Source organism: Pseudomonas sp. B21_DOA, assembly GCA_030544685.1.
Classification (GTDB): domain Bacteria; phylum Pseudomonadota; class Gammaproteobacteria; order Pseudomonadales; family Pseudomonadaceae; genus Aquipseudomonas; species Aquipseudomonas fluorescens_AO.
In genome coordinates this window covers 4,800,502-4,819,484 of the sequence record CP086683.1, presented here as the reverse complement: position 1 = coordinate 4,819,484, position 18,983 = coordinate 4,800,502, and the positions used below count along the sequence as shown (strand labels likewise).

The following is an 18,983-nucleotide window of genomic DNA, read 5'->3' as shown; positions in this document are numbered from 1 at the left end:
TCACGATAATCCATTGTGGGAGCGGGCTTGCTCGCGAATGCGTTGTGTCAGACCCCCAATGGGTTGCATGGCACACCGCATTCGCGAGCAAGCCCGCTCCCACATTTGAGTTTCTGTAGCCTTCAAGTCTGGTCCCAATACGGGATTTCACCGAAGCATTCGATGAAGAAATCGATCACCGTCCTTACCTTCACCGACAGCCGCCGGCTCCCGGGCCACAGCACCGCGATCTGCTGCGGTTCCAGGCTGTTCGACACCTGATATTCCCCCAGCACCGGCACCAGTGTGCCCTCGCGCACCGCTTCGCCAATCAGCCACGACGGAAACATCACCAGCCCCAGCCCTTGCTGAGCGGCCTGGGTCAGGGTGTCGGCGTGGTTGCCGGTGATCGGACCTCTGACGGTGTATGGCGTCCAGTCCTCGCCATCACGGCGGAAAAACCAGCGCTGCTGACCGGCCGCGCCTTTGTAGGCCAGGCACTGATGTTGCGCGAGTTGGTCGGGATGCTGCGGCGTGCCATGGCGTTTGAGATAGGCCGGGCTGGCGGCGACCTGAAAGCGGTGCGGCGCGAGAATGCGTGCCTGCATGCTCGAATCGTGCAGCGCGCCGATGCGAAACAGCAGGTCGGCGCCTTCCTGTAGCGGGTCGACGTAATGGTCGGTTTGCTGGATATCCAATTGCAGCTTCGGATAGCGCGCGCAGAGCTCGCCCAGCCACGGTGTCAGATGGCGTTGGCCGAACACCACCGGGGCGTTGATGCGCACCAGTCCGGTGGGTTCGCTTTGCTGCTCCTGCAACGCCTGTTCGGCTTCTTCCAGTTGCACCAATAGCAGCCGCGCATGGTGGCCGAGCGTGCGCCCGGCTTCGGTCGGGGTGACGGCGCGGGTGTGGCGGTAGAGCAATTGCTGGTTGAGCGCCTGTTCCATCAACTGGATCTGCCGCGAAATCGAGGAGGGCGCAACGCCTTCGCGGCGGGCGACTTCGGAAAAACTGCCGTGGTCGAGGACCGCCACAAACAGCCGTAGCGCTTTGAATCCGAGTTCGTTGAGCCCGTGCATGCCGTGTCTCGCTGTGCGTGTTGCGCAAAAGTGTTGTCCGGATGCTCCCATTTATCGCACAGCGGCGCCAGCCGATAATCCGCGCCATTGTTTTTGAGCGTGGAAGGTCAGGTATGCAGTCGTTGGATGAGGGATTGGTCGCCGCACCGGTGAAAAAATCGATGTTGCGTTTGCTGTTGCTGCCGCTGGTGATCCTTGCCGGCATGGGCTTGTCGGTCGAGGCCGGGTTGCTGGGGCCGCTGGGTGAGCAGGTCGGGCATTTGTGGGCGACGTTGAGCATCTTCGGCGTGGGTTCGGCGATTCTGTTTTTACTTTTGTTGTTCGCCGGCCCACAGAAAGGTCCGGCGCTGACCGAGTTGCCGCGCTGGCAGTTGATCGGCGGTTTTCTAGGGCCGATCTACGTGGTGGTGCTGACGCTGGCGACGCCGCACATCGGCATTGCCATGACGATGATTGCGATTTTGTCCGGGCAGGTCGGCAAGAGTGTGCTGATCGACCATTTCGGCTGGTTCGGCGCGACGCGCAAGAAGGTCAACGGCGAGCGCTGGCTGGCGTTGGGCTTGATTGTGGTGGCTTTGGTTCTGATTGCACGGGGTGAGTGATGGGTCTGGTGATTTTGTTGGCGGTGGTGGTATTGGCCGGTGCGGTGTTGAGTGTGCAGGCCGCGATCAATGGTCGTTTGGGTGAGACGGTGGGTGTGCTGCGCTCCAGTTTGCTGACCTTTGCGGTGGGCGCGGTGGTGACCGGGTTGTTGATTCTGTTTTTCGAACCGGCGCAGGCGGTGAGTCTGCTTGAGGTGCCGAAGTGGCAGTTGACCGGGGCGCTGTTCGGCGTGGTGTACATGATGGTGATGGTGGGTGCGGTGCCTGTGGTCGGGACGGCTGTGGCGACGGTGGCGGTGATTGTCGGGCAGTTGGGGATGGGGATGTTGATCGACAATTTTGGCTGGTTGGGGAATCCGGCGATCGGCTTGTCTTCGAGCCGGATGCTGGCGATGGTGTGTCTGGCGGTGGCGTTGGTATTCATGTATCGGAGTTCGCGGCAGGCGCAGTGATTTTATTTGTTTGACTGTGTACATATCCGTTGCTGCGGGTGTTGCTTCTGGCGGTTCCGCTCTTACAGCGGGTCACTTTTTCAAACGCCAAAAAGTAACCAAAAGGCTGCGCCCTGACGTCCGGCCCGCTCGCTGGGGCTCGGGGTTCCTTCGCTGCGGGACTGATCCTGGCGCAGCGGCTCCGGTTTGCTTCGCTGCACCTACACTCGCTGTGTTTGGCTGCGCCAAACGGTCGCTGCGCTCCCACGCCCGCATCAATCCCTCCACTCAGCCTACCGACGGGCTCTGAGATCAAGATCAAAAGCTACTCGAGCTTGCGCTCATCGTGTGTAGGAGCTGCCGAAGGCTGCGATCTTTTGATCTTGCTTTGCTTTGCTTTGCTTTGGCTTTTCTGTGGGAGCGAGCCTGCTCGCGAAAGCCATTTCTGCGTCGCCCAATCTCTCAACAGTTGGCCAGCCTGCAACACCACCTTCTACACTGTCCCTTATGGCTTGCTCGCAAGCTTCAGACAACCACCACGCAAGGAGTCTGTCCCATGTCCGACAAAAATGCGACTGCCCGGGCTGCAACTGCACGATCAAAGAAGGCGATCATTCCTACGCTGTACACGGTAAACACTATTGCTGCGAGGCTTGCGCTCATCACCACAAGGGCGGTGAGGAGTGTGCGATGAAGGGTTGCGGTTGCGCCCATCCGAAATAATCACGGCAAAAAAGTGGGGCCTAATCAGGCTCCACTTCCATTTTCAGACTGTCGTCGTCCCGTCGCTCAAAGTGCCTCACCGTGCCTTGCAACGTTCGCCCCTCGACCTTGACTACTACGATCTTCGCCTGGTCGAGGTCTTCCGGTACCGGTGCCTGGACGCACAAGGTGAAGCGATAAGGGTCATCCGCGACCGTTTCCAGTGCGACTGCGCAATTCACCGTTTTGGTGATCTGGCCGAAGAAGGTGGTCAGGCCGTAGTCCAGTCGGGCCGGGTGATAAGTGTCGGTCATCGGTCGATTCCCCTGTCGATTGCCAAGCCTGCGATGAAGGCGGTGGAGTCAGTTGGTCTGGCGCCAGGTGACGTTTTCCAGACCGAATTTTTCTGCCATCGGTTTGCTGGTCTTTTGCACTTTCTCGCGGCCGAAGCGCGGGATGCGACCCACGCCCGCGTCGCAGCTTGCCCAATGCCAGGCTTCGGCGTTGTCCATTTTGTCCGAGCGGATAATGAACGACTTGGGGTGCCATGCAGTGTGTAGTCGATGACGTAAAGTTTTGCGTTGTTCATAAAGCCCGAATTCCTCCCTGTGGTATTAAACGGATCGCGCTGTGCCGAGAAAATTCAGTTGGATTGTCCGACGGTATCTATCGTTGGCGAGGGCGGGGCGTGCTGGTTACCATGGCGGCTTCGCCAACCCCTGTGAACGCTCGCCATGGCCCTCGCCGCGCCTCCTGATCTGACCGACACCGATGTGCCCGTGCAACCGCTGGCGCGGACCTACCCGCGTGGCTTGTTCATCGAACCGCACGAGCATGTCTGGGGGCAGTTGCTCTATGCGATGAGCGGGGTGATGTGGGTGGAAACCCCGCACGAAGCGCTGGTGGTGCCGCCGCAACGCGCGGTGTGGTTGCCGCCGGGGTGCCGCACGGGATCCGGGTGGTGTCGGACTTGCAGATGCGCAATATCTACCTGCGCCCGGCGCTGGCGGCGGCGCTGGATGCGACGGTGCAGGTGATCGAAGTCGGTGGTCTGCTGCGCGAGTTGATCGTCGGGCTGGTGGCGCAGGGCGATAATGGCGAGGCTGAGTATTACGAGGCGCTGGTCGGGCTGGCGTTGCTGGAACTGCGCCGGGCCAGGCGTTCGCAGTTGAAGATTCCGCTGCCCGATGAGTCCGACCGGCGTCTGATGAATCTGTGTCAGGCCGTGATGGCGGCGCCGTCGCTGGAGATCCCGTTCGAGCAGCATGCGGAGCACGCCGGGGCCAGCGTGCGGACGTTGGCGCGGTTGTTCAAGGACAGCCTCGGCATGGGCTTCGCCGAATGGCGACGGCAGGTGCAGTTGGCCACAGCAGTGGCAGCGTTGATTCAGGGCGTGGCGGTGAGCGTCATTGCTCGCGATCTGGGTTATTCACCGAGCAGCTTCAGCGACATGTTTCGCCGGGAGCTTGGGGTGGCGCCTTCGCAATTTGCCGTGTAGGACAAATGTCTGATTTGTGAGATCCTGTGGGAGCTGGCTTGCCAGCGATGGCGGCTTGGCATTCAACGGATATGTTGACTGACCCACCGCTATCGCTGGCAAGCCAGCTCCCACAAGGTTCTTTGTGAATTGGGGTTTTTGTCCGAAATTCAGAAGTCCTTGGCCGATACCGCTCCGCCCGTTTCCCTAGACTCTGCCCATCACTTATCGCGGCGGAGTTCCTCCATGAACTACCTCATTTCTCTGGCCATCGGCCTGGGCGTCGGCCTGCTCTATGGCGCGCTCGATTTCCGTTCTCCCGCACCACCGGCGATCGCGCTGGTCGGTCTGCTCGGCATGTTGGCCGGTGAACAGTTGTGGCCGCTGGGCCGGCAACTGGTCGCTGGCTGGCTGTCCTGAATTTCCCTTTTCTTTTCGGTGGATGTGCCCATGAAAGCGTTGCAATTCGATCAGACCGGCGACCTGTCTTCCCTGCGTTTCGTCGACGTTCCAACCCCGGTGCCCGGCGCCGATGAAGTGCTGGTGCAGATCAAGGCTGCCGGCCTTAATCCCAGCGATGTGAAAAACGTCCTCGGGCGTTTCCTTACACCACACTGCCACGGGTTCCGGGGCGGGATTTCGCCGGGGTGGTGGTCGAGGGGCCGCAAGCAATGATCGGTCAGAAAGTCTGGGGCACCGGGCGCGAGCTGGGCTTTTCGCCGACGGCGCCCATGCGCAATTCGTCAAACTGCCGGCCAGCGGCGTGGCGCACAAACCGGCGCATTTGAGTTTCGCTCAGGCGGCCAGCCTTGGCGTGCCGTACACCACGGCGTGGGATGCACTGGAACGCAGCCTGGTCAGCGCCGATACGCGCTTGCTGGTGATCGGCGGCGGGGCAGTGGCAACCGCGGCTTTGGCCCTGGCAAAGGTGCGCGGCGCGCAATTGCTGGCGGCGGCGCGCCGGCCCGAGCAGGTCGCCGATCTGCAGCAGCAGGGCTATCAGACGATTCAACTGGATAAGCCAGAAGACCTCGGTGCCCAGGTCAACGCGGTGTATCGCGGCGGCGCCGATGTGATCTTCGACACCACCGGTTTCTGGCTGCCGGCCTCGGTGGCGGCACTGGCCACCTTCGGCCGCATCGCCATCATCGCCGCGCCGGTCGACGGCCACGTGCAATTGCCGGCGCTGGCGCTGTATCGCAAGGGCGGCTCGGTGGTCGGGATCAACTCCTTGTTGTATGGCGTTGAAGCGTGCGCGGCGATGCTCGAGCAGTTCGGGCGGTTCTTCGATGAGGATCGCTTGCCGCTGCCGCAGGGTCTGGTGGAGGTGCCGCTGGCTGAAGGGCTGGCGCGCTATGAAGAGGTCAATCATGGCGGTGGCGACAAGATCATCTTACTGCCCTGACTCACGCAAATCCCTGTGGGAGCGAGCCTGCTCGCGATGACGGTGGATCAGTTAAACAGTCGGCGACTGACACACCGTATTTCGCGAGCAGGCTCGCTCTCACAGGAATACATAGGATCCGGGATCATTTCCGTAGGATCCTGGCCGTTTCTCTGTGGGCCACGTCCTTTTCGCTCGCAGACCGGCAAAACAGGGAAAGGTCTGACTTCACCCATTGCAGCGCACCGTTGCACAGTCCCGTCTTTCACTCAGACACAGGGACAGGTGGATGCGCATCGCTGGCAGGCCCGTTGTTTTCACTCTCGAGATAGAAGGCGTTTCCCACGATCTTCAAGTGTTCGGCTTTCGCACCCGGGAAGTGCTCAACCAGACCTATGAACTGGATCTCGAGCTGGTCAGCGAGCGCCCCGATCTGGATCTGGAAGGCTTGCTGCATCGGCCGGCCTTTCTCTGTTTCGGTGCCGACGGTAGCGGCATGCACGGGCTGGTCTATCGGGTCGGCCAGGGTGATTGCGGTGTTCGGCTGAGCCGTTACCAGATCACCCTGGCGCCACACCTTGCCTACCTCGCGCATCGGCGCAATCAGCGGATTTTCCAGAACCTGAGCGTGCCGCAGATCATCGCCAATGTGTTGAGCGATCACGGCATGCAGGCCGATGCCTGGCATTTTCAGCTCAGCGCCGAGTACCCGGCGCGGGTGTATTGCGTGCAATACCAGGAATCCGATCTGCACTTCGTCCAGAGGCTGTGCGAAGAGGAGGGCCTGCACTTTCATTTCCGCCATCGCCGTGAGGCGCACCTGTTGGTGTTCGGCGACGATCAAACGGCGTTCCTCAAACACGACGTGACGACGCGCTATGTGCAGGGCAACGGCCTGGTTGCCGATGCGCCGGTTATCGACCAGTTCACTGTGCGCCTGGAGCCACGCTCCAACCTCGTCGAGCGCCGCGACTATCACTTCGAAAAGCCTGCGGTGCAGTTGGATGCCAAGGCCAGTGCAGCGCGGGTTCCGCTGCTGGAAGATTATGAGTTTCCCGGGCAGTTCACCCACCGCGAGCGCGGCAAGCACCTTAGCCAGCGTGCGCTGGAGCGCCATGGTGCCGACTATCGTCTGGCTAACGGGCGCAGCAATCAGGCGCTGATGCGCGGCGGCAGTTTTATGACCATGGCGGATTACTCGCGCGCCGACTGCAACGATTTATGGTTGCTGACCGAGGTCGAGCACATCGGCAAACAGCCGCAAGTGCTCGAGGAAGCGTTCACCGAGCAGGCTGACGCAGATGGTTTCAGTCAGGGCTATCGCAACCATTTCGTCGCGACACCGTGGGACGTGGTGTTTCGCCCGCAGCTCAGGCATGTCAAACCGCGCGTCAGCGGCAGTCAGTTGGCGGTGGTGACCGGCCCGCCCGGCGAAGAAATCTACAGCGATGCCTACGGCCGCGTGAAAGTGCAAATGCTCTGGGATCGCGACGGCCAGCGTGATGAACAGTCAAGTTGCTGGCTGCGCGTGGCCACTGCCTGGGCACATGACCGCTACGGCAGCGTGCAGATTCCTCGCGTCGGTATGGAAGTGCTAGTGGGGTTCACCGATGGCGATCCGGACAAACCGCATGTGCTCGCCTGCCTGCCCAACGCCGAAACCCCGGTGCCACTGGACCTGCCGGCGCAACAGACGCGCAGTATCTGGCGCAGCCAGAGCAGCCCCGGCGGCGGTGGTTACAACGAACTGCGCATCGAGGACCGGCAAGGCGCGGAAGAAATCTCCATCAGGGCGCAGCGCGACTTGGTGCAGCACGTGCTCAATGACTTGCGTGTGCAGATCGACAACCTGCATAGCCAAGTGATTGGCGGCGTCTCCAGCCTTGAGTTGCGCGACGAAGAACATCATCTGACCCATGGCAATCGCCTGACTGAACTCAAGCAGGACGATCATCTGTGGGTGCAGGGCGAGCAGCATGTGCGGGTCGCCAGCCAGCGCGTCAGTGCGGCGCAGCAGCTGCATTTCGGCGCGGGCGAGCAGGTGGTTTTCAACAGCGGCCTGCAGATCACTCTGGCTGCTGGCGGGCATTGGCTGACGGTCGGCGCCGCCGGCATTTTCAGCAGTGTGCCGGTGGTGCAGGGCGGGGCGCCGACGGTGTGTCTGCCAGCGGAACCCATGCTGCCGGGGGCCGCGCCGTTGCTTAAGGCGACGTTCGATGCCGTGCAGCAACGGCATGCGCTGCTGACCACGCGGACCTCGCGTTGCCTGATTTGCGAGGCAGCCCAGGCATGAGCCTTTTGACGGATTGGCCCGAAGGTTTGCCGTGGGCTGAGCAGCAGGCGTTTGTGCTGCTCGATGGTGCGACGATCGCCGATCTACCGACGCAACTGCGAAGGCTCGATCCCGCCGCCAACGCTTTCGCGCTGTACGACCAGCCACCGTTTACGGCCCTGCGTGACGTCTCGCCGCTGCTGGTGGGGCTCGCTGACGCTGACGATCCGGTGGCGCGGTTTTATCGCCAGCACGCCCAACAGGAATGGGGCGTGCTGCTGTTCAGCGCCGCGCCGGCGCATGAAATCGTCGCGCATTTGCGCCAGTTGCTGATCGTCGAGTTGCCGGTCGGCTCGCCGGTGTTGTTGCGGCTGGCGGATGCCGCCGTAGCGCAGGCGCTGTTTGCCAGCGGCGATGCGAGTCTGTTCGGGCCGCTGGGGTGTGTGGTCACGGCGGATGGCGCGCGGGGAGTCTGGCACTGTCAGCGACCTCGGCACGGGCAGGGTGGGGCGCTGGTGGCGCCGTATCGGTTGAGCACCGAGCAGGATGCCGCGCTGGATCGGGTGGATCGGCGGCGGGTGTTGCTCGACATCGATACGCACCTGCTCAAGCATTTTCCTGACTTTCATGTCGGGGACACGGCAGTTGAACGCTGGCAATTGCTGGAACGCATCCACGCCCATGCCAGCGAGTTTGCCTTGAGCAACCCGTCCGAGATTCTGCTGTACGCCAACGTGGTGGCATGGCTGGACGATGCAGCGTGCAGTCGGCATCCGCAAATCCATCAGCTGATGCACACACCTTCGCTGCAATCCCCCGGCGAGCGCGTTGCGATTGCCGCTGCAATAGCCTTTCGATGGGCCTCTGAGAGACATCAATCATGAACCACCCCGCCAACCTCGATGCGTTAGCCGCCTCGAAAGCGCCCATTGGTGCGCCAGCCGCCTGCCCTTGCGCAACACCCACGTGCAACTGCTGCCCCTCGCGTACGGCCTTGTCGAAAAACCCTTCGACCCCAGCACCGAAATCACGCTGCCGTACACCCTGACCACGCGCCCCATGGGCATCCGCCGTTTGCGCGATGGCTGGCTGTACATCGTCGACAGTCTCAGCGGTGAGCTCTACGAATACCGCGTGCTGGAAGGTGTCATCAGCGCATTGCTGCATCGCGGCAAAAGCGTCAGCGAGGAGCAGCGCAGCGCCATCGAAGAACGTCCGGCGTTGATCTTTTCGCGCAAAAGCACCCTTTACGTGACCTTCGCGGATGTGCAGTTGAGCGCGGCGAAATGCCGACAGGTGCTGGACAGCGCGGAGGAGCGCGAGCACTTCATGCAGGCGGTCGATCTCGGCCCGGTGCATTGTCTGATCGGCGGCGAGCATTTGCTTACCGTGGCCCAGGCGAAACAGTGGCTGGCGGAGGTGGCCTGCACGGCAAAACCGCTGGCCGAGGCGGACGCCACGCGGATGCCGACGGTGCAGGTCAGCGATGCGCCGGAGCACGAACGCGAACCCTATCTGTGGGAAAACCCGCGACGTTTTCGCGAGGCGCATATCGGCGAGTTTCTCGGGCGGGTGCGCGGGCCTTATCAGGACGACACGCTGTTTCTGCTGGTCAACGACGACCTCGGCGTGATGCGCGATCTGTCTGATTATCAGGATCTGGTGGTCGGCTGGATCGAGCAGTGGAGCAACACCGACAACAACGAGCGCGACTATCTGCTGGCCAGTTACATCGAGTCGCTGAGCCAGCTCGGATCTCAGGACTTCGACACTTTGGCCAAGGCCAGCGACGATCCACGCGCTCAGGCATTGTTTGCTGAACTGGAGCAATTGCCCGAACCGGATCGGGAAAATACCCGGCAGGCGCTGCTCGAGTATTTGAACAAGGGTGGTGAGGTTGTCCCGACCGATACCCAGACTAGACCTGAACTGCAGCAACAGCGCGAAAAGGCATTAGACGAGTCACTGGCGCTGAACCGTTTCGACGGCGTCGCCCCGGACTTCACCGCGCACGCTCGCGTCACCGCCGAGGCGGACCGACGCTTTTACACCCGTGAATATTTTCTCGAAGTGGCCCCGGTCGATTTCGTCGAGCGTCACCTGAGCACACTGGTCGAGCTCGGCAAAGATCAGAGTCGGCGCATGAAAGACGTGCTCGACGGCCCATTGCTCAGCGGCAAACGCGGCATCAACGACCTGATCGACCGCCCGGCCATGGACGAGGTGCTCAACAGTCATCGCGACAACCTCGGGCGCTGGAATCGCCTGCTCGAACGCATCACTGCCGATCGCGCGCAACTGCTGTGCGCCGGGCGTTTCCATCGCTCGGCGTGGTATTTCGACGGCCAAGTGCAGATCGATCAGGCTTTCGCCAGCGAATACGCCTGCCTCAAGGACATCGGCCGCAGCGACGCGGCCAATGAGCAAATGCTCGGTTACCTCGAGCAACACCCGCAACTGACCCGCCCGTTGTTCTACACCTTGCCGCTGCGTTTGCAGACCGAACAGGCCGGGCAATATTCAACGCTGTTCAACGCCGGCATGGCGATGTTCAACAACCTGCCGGACTGGCTGGCCAAATTGCAGAGCATCGAGCAGCCGCAGCTGCCGGCCCTCGACGATCTGCCGGCACACAGCCGCGTCCTCGCCGATGCCGTGCAAGACACCTACAGCCCGGCGCTGAACCTCGGCCTGAGCCGGGCGCTGGAAGGTTTTGATCTTGCCGGCGAGAAAATCCCCGACCTCGACGAACTGTTCCAGCGCCTGCCCAAAGCCCTGCGCCTGCGCGTCTTCGACGCCGCGCGAACCAGCGGCGTGACCTTCACCGTGTCTACCCCGGCGGAACAAGCGGCGCTGCAAGCCACGATCAAGGAAGTGCTGCGCGAACGCGACTACCTGAAAACCCTCAACCGCGAACGCAACCAGCTCACCCACAACAAAAACCGCCAAGGCCACAAAACCGCCCGGGCGATGGAATTGCAGCAGGAAATCGTCCGCGTGCGCACGCAACTGGCCTTGTTCGAAGGAAGGCTGGCGGCGGCGTTGAGCCCGATTGATGAACTGCCGGATCGCTCGGCGCGGCTGTACGGCGCCACCCCGGCGAAAGCGGGATTGACGGTGGTGTTTCCGCCGGCGCAGCACGGAGAATTGCGCGGGTTGCTGGAGAATATTCGCGCGGGGGGCGGGGGTTTCGAAGGCGAGTCTGGTGCGGACGGAGGGGATGGGGTTGGTGGTGGTGTTGGTGCAGGTGGTGAATTTGGTGGGGGCTTATCGAGAGGTGATGAAGCAGACGAGGGACAGGAAGAAACGAGCGGAGTTTTCCGCGGCCCTTGCCGCGACAGGCGCGGCGGGTTTTACCGCTGCACAGGGGCTTGCTGATACAGCGTTAAGGGCTCGAAGATCCAGCCTTGTTGCCAGTTTGCAGCTGGAAGCGCTGCGACAGGTTCGTGTGCAAATGGGTAAGTTGCATGTTGGTTTGGGCTTCTTTACTTATGTTTTGGGTTTAAGCACCTCTGGTGCCAGCCTCGGAAAACAAAATCGAAAGTGGCAAGATGCGATTCGCAGTGGGACTCAAGCTGAGCAGACTGCGGCTGCGATGGCGACATTGGGCGCGACAGGCATGATTGCAACTAATGGCTACGGGTTTGGTAACACCATTTATGCTTCCATTAAAGTCTTAGCAGCACCGAATAGTTCTGCACGAACAGCCGCTTGGGCTGCCGCTGGTACACGTCTTTCTTTAGTGTTTTTTCGCTTCAATTTAGCCGGTGCATTGTTCACTGTTCTGGAGTTTGTCGGTACTTGGCTGTTCAATCGCTACAACGTCTCCGCCCACGACAAGTGGTTGAAAATCACACCCTGGAGCCGTGATGACCAGATGCGCGGTGACCACTCCCTGGATGACTATCAAAATTATCTGGCGTTTTTGATACACGCTCCTTACGCCCAATCAGGACCTGATCCCAGTGACACCTGGCTGAAGACTTTATTATTTGGCGCCAAACCGAGCGATATTCATTTGGTTCTGCCGAGGCTGGCGCTAAATGATCTTCTGCCGCCTTTAAACGGTAAACCGAGTCATCGCTTGGGAATCGGTGCCTATCGACTTGTTGTACCGCTGCATGGTCGCGGGGTGCCGCAAGCGCGCAAGGAAGTGATCAGTGAGGAGATATTGAGCAGTTTGCGAATCGTGAAATCGACGCCAGAGGGTTTGGTGCTCTGCCTTCAATACCCCGTCCGTCCCGATTCTGAATACGCGCCTGCAAAGGAAACGCTAGAACTTGCCATATGTATTCAGTCCGTCAATGGCAGAGGCGAGTCGGAAGCACGAACTCGTGTGATTCATATTGCCCCCGGGATACCGGCCATTTCGCTGTAGTAGTTCCCGGCTCGGTCAAGGAAAACCCTCCGGTTTTATTGGTAGAAATTCAATATCTCGAGTGGGCCGACCATGCTGAATAATCACAATGAGCCTCTTGTTGATGCGCAAAGTGAGGTGATTAGAAGACCGGGCGATGTAGAGCCGTTCCCAAGCGGAAGAATTACCTATCTCGCACCGTTGCCATTACCTACAGCAATGCCGCCTTATGGGCCTCATATTGGAGAGTTAAACGACGGATACATGGACTTTGGGCTTGGATTGCCAGAGGTATTTACGTGGCAGCTAATTTTCGGTGGGCCAATCGCAGGCGCCTTTATGATCATCGTTTTATTTCCTTTAGTTACAGGGTTACTAGGCATTATTTTTGGCTATGGAACCGGGGCCATTTGGGAATCAATGGTTGGTGTGTTCGAAGCGGGTTACGAGAACCAATCAATTTGCGGCCCCTTGATCCTTCTTATTGGCCTCGGCGTCTGGCACTACGCTCACAAAAACGCCTCTCCCTCATCCCAACCCGCTTCAACCGTCAACGCCGCGAAGTCTGCTTCATGCCCGAGGGCGCCACCGAACCTGTCTTTGTCCCGTGGGAATCGCTCAGCGCCTGGATCATCGAAGCCAAGGGCGCCACCCAGTTCGGCATCCATCGCCAATACGGCATGGGCATCGGTTTCTACCAAGGTGAAACCCTCATAAGCCAGGAATTCCAATGCGCCGGCCTGGAGCTCGCGATCAGCCATTGGGAGGCGATTCGCGGTTACATGGAGTACGAAGTCAACGACCTCAAATCAATTCAGGATTTGCAGGACCTGCAAGGCCCGGACGACCCGCCCCACGAAGGCCTGCACACTTTTCGTAACGCCCGCGCGAGGATGCACCAGCAGATCCGTGAAGGCCGCCGCTCGCGGCTGTCGGGGTTCTTCTGGTACCTGTATCACGTCATGACTTTATGGACGATTCCAAACCGTTTGGTCGAATGGGAAGTGCGGCGTCTGGAAAGGATCGGCAAACAGGCGCTGCCGGAAGTCATGCGTGCCTGGTCCGAGCCGCTGCCGAAAGAGCAATGGGCCAAGCCCAGTGAAGAGTTGCTGCGGCTGAGTGAACAGGTGCGGCGGATGCACAAGCGCCAGCCGCATCGGCCGATTACGCAGATTTTCGCTGAGATTTGCAGGCGGGCTGTGGACTGATGCAGAGCAGTTTTGTGACCAGAGGGTGGGAGGTTTTTGCCTGCTTGAGCGCCTTCGCGAGCAGGCTCGCTCACACAGGGGACTGCGTTGGATGCGGATGTTTCGGTTGATCTTGGCCGAGGTGGGAGACCCTCGGGGTGGCGGCCATTTCTCAGTTGTTGCTCCCGGCTCGTTCAACGAAAACCCGATGGTTCTGCTGGTAGAAACTCAATACCTCGAATGGGCTGACCATGCTGAATAATCACAATGAGCCTCTTGTTGATGCGCTAAGTGAGGTGATTAGAAGACCGGGCGATGTAGAGCCGTTCCCAAGCGGAAAAATTACCTATGTCGCACCGTTGCCATTACCTACAGCAATGCCGCCTTATGGGCCTCACATTGGGGAATTAAACGAAGCATACATGGACTTTGGGCTTGGACTCCCAGAGGTATTTTCGTGGCAGGTAATTCTCGGCGCGCCAACCGCAGGCGCCTTTATGATCATTGTTTTATTTCCTTTATTTACCGGCCTGCTAGGCATTATTTTTGGCTATGGGAACGGGGCGATTTGGGAATCAATGATTGGTGTATTCGAAGAGGCTTACAAGAACCAATTAATCTGCGGCCCCTCGATCCTTCTTATTGGACTAGGCGTCTGGCACCACGCTCACAAAAAACGCCTCTCCCTCATCCCAACCCGCTTCAACCGTCAACGCCGCGAAGTCTGCTTCATGCCCGAGGGCGCCACCAAACCAGTCTTCATCCCATGGGAATCGCTGTCCGCGTGGATCATCGAAGCCAAAGGCGCCACCCAGTTTGGCATCCATCGCCAATACGGCATGGGCATCGGTTTCTACCAAGGTGAAACCCTCATAAGCCAGGAATTCCAATGCGCCGGCCTGGAGCTCGCGATCAGCCATTGGGAGGCGATTCGCGGTTACATGGAGTACGAAGTCAACGACCTCAAATCAATTCAGGATTTGCAGGATCTGCAAGGCCCGGACGACCCGCCCTACGAAGGCCTGCACACTTTCCGTAACGCCCGCGCGCGAATGCATCAGCAGATCCGTGAAGGCCGCCGCTCGCGGCTGTCGGGGTTCTTTTGGTACCTGTATCACGTCATGACTTTATGGACGATTCCCAATCGTCTGGTCGAATGGGAAGTGCGCCGTCTGGAAAGAATCGGCAAGCAGGCGCTGCCGGAAGTCATGCGTGCATGGTCCGAGCCGCTGCCCGAAGAGCAATGGGCCAAGCCCAGTGAAGAGCTGTTGCGACTAAGCGAACAAGTGCGGCGGATGCACAAGCGCCAGCCGCATCGGCCGATTACGCAGATTTTCGCTGAGGTTTGCAGGCGGGGCTGACTGGACGGTGCAGGCAGGTTCGATTGCTTTCGCGAGCGGGCTCGCTCCCACAGGAGACCACGGTACAAATGTGGGAGCGAGCCTGCTCGCGAAGGGCCGCTCGGTCAGGACAAAAATCTGCGCTCTCGCGCTCTGCTAGAATCCGCCCCATTCATTGCCAGAGACTCTCCCATGAGCGAGCCGATTCGTCTGACCCAATACAGCCATGGCGCCGGTTGTGGCTGCAAGATTTCCCCACAGGTGCTGGAAGTGATCCTCGCCGGCAGCGGCGCACAGAACCTCGATCCAAAACTCTGGGTCGGCAATGCATCGCGTGATGACGCGGCGGTGTATGAGATCGATGCCGAGCGCGGGGTGGTGTCGACCACCGATTTCTTCATGCCGATTGTCGATGACCCGTTCGACTTCGGCCGCATTGCCGCAACCAACGCGATCAGCGACATCTACGCGATGGGCGGCGATCCGTTGATGGCGATCGCGATCCTCGGTTGGCCGGTGAATGTGCTGGCGCCGGAGGTGGCGCGGGAAGTGATTCGTGGCGGTCGCTCGGTGTGCGACGCGGCGGGCATTCCGTTGGCGGGGGCATTCGATCGATGCGCCGGAGCCGATCTTCGGCCTCGCCGTCACCGGCCTCGTGGAAAAGCGCCACATGAAACGCAACGACACCGCTACCGCCGGTTGCCTGTTGTACCTGACCAAACCGCTGGGCATCGGCATCCTCACTACCGCGGAAAAGAAGGGCAAGTTGCGCGCCGCCGACGTCGGTGTCGCCCGCGACTGGATGTGCACCCTGAACAAGCCTGGCAGCCGCTTCGGCAAACTCGCCGGCGTTACGGCGATGACCGACGTCACCGGTTTCGGCCTGCTCGGGCACCTGGTGGAAATGGCCGATGGCAGCCAGTTGACCGCGCGCATCGCCTATGACCGCGTGCCGCGTCTGGACAGCGTCGAGTACTACCTCGATCAGGGCTGCGTGCCGGGCGGTACGCTGCGCAACTTCGACAGCTATTCGAGCAAGGTTGGCCGCGTGCAGGAGTTGCACAAACGCGTGCTTTGCGATCCGCAGACCAGCGGCGGTCTGCTGATTGCGGTCACGCCTGAAGGCAATGACGAGTTCCTCGGCGTCGCCGCCGAACTGGGCCTGAACCTTGCGCCGATCGGCGAACTGGTTGAGCGACAGACGAACGCGGTCGAGGTGATTTGATGCTCCGCGACTGCACCGACTACCGCGATATTTTCCTCAACGACCGGCCAATGATGGATGCCCGGGCGCCGGTCGAGTTTCACAAAGGCGCCTTCCCCGGCGTGGTCAATCTGCCGCTGATGAATGATCTGGAACGGCAGAAGATTGGTACCTGCTACAAGCAGCATGGCCAGCAGGCGGCAATCGAGCTGGGCCATCAACTGGTGTCCGGCTCGGTCAAGGCCGAGCGCATCCAGGCCTGGGCCGATTTTGCCCGGGCCCATCCCGATGGTTATCTGTATTGTTTCCGTGGTGGCTTGCGCTCGCAGATCACCCAGCAGTGGTTGCGCGACGAGGCGGGCATCGACTATCCGCGCGTCGGCGGCGGCTACAAGGCGATGCGCAGTTTTTTGATCGACACCCTTGAGCAGGCCATCGCGCAGTGTGATTTTGTTTTGCTCGGCGGCATGACCGGCACCGGCAAGACCGAAGTGCTGGTGCAATTGCGCAACGGTGTCGATCTGGAAGGCCACGCCAACCATCGCGGCTCCAGTTTCGGCAAACGTGCCACCGGGCAGCCGTCGAACATCGATTTCGAGAATCGCCTGGCCATCGACTTTCTGAAGAAACGCGATGCCGGGATCGAGCAGTTTGTGCTCGAAGACGAGAGCCGCGTGGTCGGCAGTTGTGCCTTGCCGCTGCCGCTGTATCAGGGCATGCAGCAGTACCCGATGGTCTGGCTGGAAGATCGTTTCGAGGATCGTGTCGAACGGATCCTGCGTGATTACGTCATCGATCTATCGGCGGAGTTCGCCTCGCTGCACGGCGAAAACGGTTTTGCCTTGTTTTCCGAACGTCTGCTGGAGAGCCTCAACAACGTACAGAAACGCCTCGGCGGTGAGCGCCATTCGCGGATGCTGGTGTTGATGGAGCAGGCGCTGGCCGAGCAGGGCCGCAGCGGTGCGGTAGAGCTGCATCGCGGCTGGATCGAGGGCTTGCTGCGCGAGTATTACGACCCGATGTATGTGTTCCAGCGCGAGAAGAAGGGCGGGCGGATCGAGTTTGCCGGGGAGCGGGGGCGGTGATCGAGTATTTGCGCGCGAGGGTGAGCCAGAGGGTTTGAAGGCATTATCGCTGGCCCCATCGCGGGCAAGCCCGCTCCCACAGGTATTGTGGGTGTACAGGTAATTCATACACACCCTCATACCTGTGGGAGCTGGCTTGCCAGCGATAGGGCCGGGTCAGGCAATACAGAACTCAGGTCGGGCAAGTGTCCTTGCCGTTATCCAGCCCCTGTTTGTAGCTATGACTCTGCAGACTGGCCTTGCCGTTGTGCCACTTCAGGGTCAGCACATACAGCGAGTCGAAGTCATCGCCGGCCCAGTCATCGGTGATCTTCTGCCGCTCGCCCACCGCATTGCCGGCGACCTTGTTGATCAACTCCGGCAGGTAGCCGTGAGACCAGGCGGTGTAGATCGTCGAGTTGTGGTACTTCTCGTCCAGCAGCTCGCGGGCCAGATCGCTGGTGTCGTTGGCGGAGAACTCGATGTTCACCGGCAGGCCAAGTTTGATCGCGGCCGGGCTGATGGTCATCAGCGGACGAATGTAGCTGTAGGAATTGTCCAGTTCGCCTTCCTCGACATTGCGCGTCGGGTTGGCGGCGAACACATAGTCGGCCTTGCCGAATTTTTCCGGCAGCAGGGTCGACAGGTCGATGGCGCGGTTCAGGCCCTGGCAGTTGAGCTGGCCGAGGCCGCCTTCGGGTTTCTCCGCGTGGCGCAGGAACACCAGCGTCTGCGTGCCGTCCGCCGGTTGTGCGCGGCTTTCGCTGGATTCGAGGGAAAGAAACAGCGCACTGACTGCCAGCAGGGAGGGCAGGGCCACGTACGCGCGATGTTTGAAGCGTTTGGCGAAACTCATCAGGTTCGTCATCAATTCGAGGGTTCTTCAGCAAAATCGGTTAAGGCTGACAAACCTTGGCACCGCGGGCTCCCAGCACCGGGTGTTTCCCTGTCGTGAACAGCTTCCTCTGCGAGAAAGGCATAGCTCAGAGTCCTGTAATGCCCGTTTGGTTCGATCCGGGCCAGTGCGCAGCACTCTAACGGCAACCTTTGCGGGCATGCAGGCAGGTTAGCGACAGGATGTTACGGTTCGTGTAGGCGCGGCGGCAGGCCTACTTTATGATCGGTTTTCAATTTGTGACTGGATGCTTCCAATGACCGATCTGTCTGCATTCCCGATTACTCAGAAATGGCCGGTGCAGTACCCTGACTGGATTCAGCTCTACTCCCTGCCGACCCCGAATGGCGTCAAAGTGTCGATCATGCTCGAAGAGATCGGCCTGCCGTACGAGCCGCACCGCGTCGGTTTCGACACCAACGACCAGACCTCGGCAGAGTTTCTCTCGCTCAATCCGAACAACAAGATTCCGGCGATCCTCGATCCGCATGGCCCGGAAGACCAGCCGCTGCCGCTGTTCGAATCCGGCGCGATCCTGATTTATCTCGCCGACAAGAGCGGCCAGTTGCTCGCTCAGGAAGGCGCGCTGCGCTACGAGACCATCCAATGGCTGATGTGGCAGATGGGCGGCATCGGCCCGATGTTCGGCCAGCTCGGTTTCTTCAACAAATTCGCCGGCAAGGATTACGAGGACAAGCGTCCACGCGATCGGTATGTCGAGGAGAGCAAACGCCTGCTGAATGTGCTCAACACTCGCCTCGAAGGCCGCGACTGGATCATGGGCGAGCGCTACACCATCGCCGACATCGCCACGTTCCCGTGGGTGCGTAACTTGATCGGGTTTTATGAAGCCGGAGATCTGGTGGGCATTGAGAACTTCCCGAATGTTACGCGCGTGCTGGAGAAATTCCTCGCCCGCCCAGCCGTAATCCGCGGCCTGACCATCCCTCCTGACAACACACATCCCCCTGTGGGAGCGGGCTTGCTCGCGAAGCATCCTGTCAGTTGAC

Annotated in this window: 13 protein-coding genes and 5 pseudogenes; 14 read left to right on the top strand and 4 right to left on the bottom strand. The window is 60.3% G+C overall.

From position 1 onward, the window contains the following. Nucleotides 1–122: 122 nt before the first annotated feature. A complete protein-coding gene (locus LJU32_22205) occupies nt 123–1,058 on the bottom strand; it encodes a LysR family transcriptional regulator (GenBank protein ID WKV88189.1) in 936 nt (311 codons plus the stop codon). Nucleotides 1,059–1,171: 113 nt separating this feature from the next. On the opposite strand from LJU32_22205, the gene LJU32_22200 reads away from it, so the two are divergent. The 3 genes from LJU32_22200 to LJU32_22190 all read left to right on the top strand — a co-directional run bounded on the left by LJU32_22200 (nt 1,172) and on the right by LJU32_22190 (nt 2,814). Further along, the gene (locus LJU32_22200) at nt 1,172–1,660 is read left to right on the top strand and encodes a DMT family transporter (GenBank protein WKV88188.1); all 489 of its coding nucleotides are present in this window, start codon (nt 1,172–1,174) and stop codon (nt 1,658–1,660) included. Then, a complete protein-coding gene (locus LJU32_22195; GenBank protein WKV88187.1) occupies nt 1,660–2,112 on the top strand; it encodes a DMT family transporter in 453 nt (150 codons plus the stop codon). Before LJU32_22200 ends, LJU32_22195 begins: the two co-directional genes overlap by 1 nt. A 528-nt stretch (nt 2,113–2,640) precedes the next feature. Beyond that, nucleotides 2,641–2,814, top strand: a complete 174-nt coding sequence (locus LJU32_22190; protein WKV91171.1) for a metallothionein — start codon at nt 2,641–2,643, stop codon at nt 2,812–2,814. A gap of 20 nt (nt 2,815–2,834) precedes the next feature. Here LJU32_22190 and LJU32_22185 read toward each other — a convergent pair whose 3' ends face one another. Together LJU32_22185 and LJU32_22180 are read right to left on the bottom strand one after the other, a co-directional pair. After that, nucleotides 2,835–3,107 (bottom strand): hypothetical protein, encoded by a 273-nt coding sequence (locus tag LJU32_22185; GenBank protein WKV88186.1) that lies wholly within the window; start codon nt 3,105–3,107, stop codon nt 2,835–2,837. 48 nt (nt 3,108–3,155) lie between these two features. Continuing rightward, nucleotides 3,156–3,382: pseudogene (locus tag LJU32_22180) on the bottom strand (hypothetical protein). A 145-nt stretch (nt 3,383–3,527) separates the two neighbouring features. Between LJU32_22180 and LJU32_22175 the strand changes: the two are divergent. From LJU32_22175 to mnmH, 10 genes and pseudogenes are all read left to right on the top strand, one after another. Beyond that, a pseudogene (locus LJU32_22175) lies at nt 3,528–4,291 on the top strand (helix-turn-helix transcriptional regulator). A 225-nt stretch (nt 4,292–4,516) separates the two neighbouring features. Continuing rightward, nucleotides 4,517–4,690 carry a XapX domain-containing protein gene (locus LJU32_22170; protein WKV88185.1) on the top strand — a complete coding sequence of 58 codons (174 nt, stop codon included), beginning with the start codon at nt 4,517–4,519 and terminating at the stop codon, nt 4,688–4,690. A 30-nt stretch (nt 4,691–4,720) separates the two neighbouring features. Further along, nucleotides 4,721–5,675, top strand: a pseudogene (locus LJU32_22165) (zinc-binding alcohol dehydrogenase family protein). Nucleotides 5,676–5,943: 268 nt separating this feature from the next. Continuing rightward, nucleotides 5,944–7,947: a type VI secretion system tip protein VgrG gene (gene vgrG / locus LJU32_22160; GenBank protein ID WKV88184.1), complete on the top strand. Its 2,004-nt coding sequence runs from the start codon at nt 5,944–5,946 to the stop codon at nt 7,945–7,947. After that, nucleotides 7,944–8,810, top strand: coding sequence for a DUF4123 domain-containing protein (locus LJU32_22155; GenBank protein WKV88183.1), 867 nt, complete (start codon nt 7,944–7,946; stop codon nt 8,808–8,810). Before vgrG ends, LJU32_22155 begins: the two co-directional genes overlap by 4 nt. 67 nt (nt 8,811–8,877) lie before the next feature. Next, nucleotides 8,878–11,304 (top strand): hypothetical protein, encoded by a 2,427-nt coding sequence (locus tag LJU32_22150; protein WKV88182.1) that lies wholly within the window; start codon nt 8,878–8,880, stop codon nt 11,302–11,304. 1,551 nt (nt 11,305–12,855) lie between these two features. Then, complete coding sequence (locus LJU32_22145) at nt 12,856–13,491, top strand: hypothetical protein (protein WKV88181.1); 636 nt, start codon at nt 12,856–12,858, stop codon at nt 13,489–13,491. Between the two features lie 230 nt (nt 13,492–13,721). After that, complete coding sequence (locus tag LJU32_22140) at nt 13,722–14,831, top strand: hypothetical protein (protein WKV88180.1); 1,110 nt, start codon at nt 13,722–13,724, stop codon at nt 14,829–14,831. Nucleotides 14,832–15,002: 171 nt separating this feature from the next. Then, nucleotides 15,003–16,035: pseudogene (gene selD / locus LJU32_22135) on the top strand (selenide, water dikinase SelD). Then, nucleotides 16,035–17,137 (top strand): annotated as a pseudogene (mnmH, locus tag LJU32_22130) (tRNA 2-selenouridine(34) synthase MnmH). The pseudogenes selD and mnmH overlap by 1 nt, the downstream one beginning before the upstream one ends. Before the next feature lie 134 nt (nt 17,138–17,271). Here the strand turns inward: mnmH and LJU32_22125 are convergent. After that, nucleotides 17,272–17,946, bottom strand: coding sequence for a histidine phosphatase family protein (locus LJU32_22125; protein ID WKV88179.1), 675 nt, complete (start codon nt 17,944–17,946; stop codon nt 17,272–17,274). Between the two features lie 283 nt (nt 17,947–18,229). Between LJU32_22125 and LJU32_22120 the strand changes: the two genes are divergently transcribed. Next, nucleotides 18,230–18,982 (top strand): glutathione binding-like protein, encoded by a 753-nt coding sequence (locus tag LJU32_22120; GenBank protein ID WKV88178.1) that lies wholly within the window; start codon nt 18,230–18,232, stop codon nt 18,980–18,982. Nucleotide 18,983 lies beyond the last annotated feature (1 nt).

Excerpts from the sequence above, each read along its gene's own strand:
- LJU32_22195 (WKV88187.1), top strand. The coding sequence starts at position 1,660 with ATGGGTCTGGTGATTTTGTTGGCGGTGGTGGTATTGGCCGGTGCGGTG.
- LJU32_22145 (WKV88181.1), top strand. The coding sequence starts at position 12,856 with ATGCCCGAGGGCGCCACCGAACCTGTCTTTGTCCCGTGGGAATCGCTC.
- LJU32_22125 (WKV88179.1), bottom strand. The coding sequence starts at position 17,946 with ATGACGAACCTGATGAGTTTCGCCAAACGCTTCAAACATCGCGCGTAC.
- LJU32_22140 (WKV88180.1), top strand. The coding sequence starts at position 13,722 with ATGCTGAATAATCACAATGAGCCTCTTGTTGATGCGCTAAGTGAGGTG.
- LJU32_22200 (WKV88188.1), top strand. The coding sequence starts at position 1,172 with ATGCAGTCGTTGGATGAGGGATTGGTCGCCGCACCGGTGAAAAAATCG.
- LJU32_22185 (WKV88186.1), bottom strand. The coding sequence starts at position 3,107 with ATGACCGACACTTATCACCCGGCCCGACTGGACTACGGCCTGACCACC.
- LJU32_22205 (WKV88189.1), bottom strand. The coding sequence starts at position 1,058 with ATGCACGGGCTCAACGAACTCGGATTCAAAGCGCTACGGCTGTTTGTG.
- LJU32_22120 (WKV88178.1), top strand. The coding sequence starts at position 18,230 with ATGACCGATCTGTCTGCATTCCCGATTACTCAGAAATGGCCGGTGCAG.
- LJU32_22155 (WKV88183.1), top strand. The coding sequence starts at position 7,944 with ATGAGCCTTTTGACGGATTGGCCCGAAGGTTTGCCGTGGGCTGAGCAG.
- LJU32_22170 (WKV88185.1), top strand. The coding sequence starts at position 4,517 with ATGAACTACCTCATTTCTCTGGCCATCGGCCTGGGCGTCGGCCTGCTC.
- vgrG (WKV88184.1), top strand. The coding sequence starts at position 5,944 with ATGCGCATCGCTGGCAGGCCCGTTGTTTTCACTCTCGAGATAGAAGGC.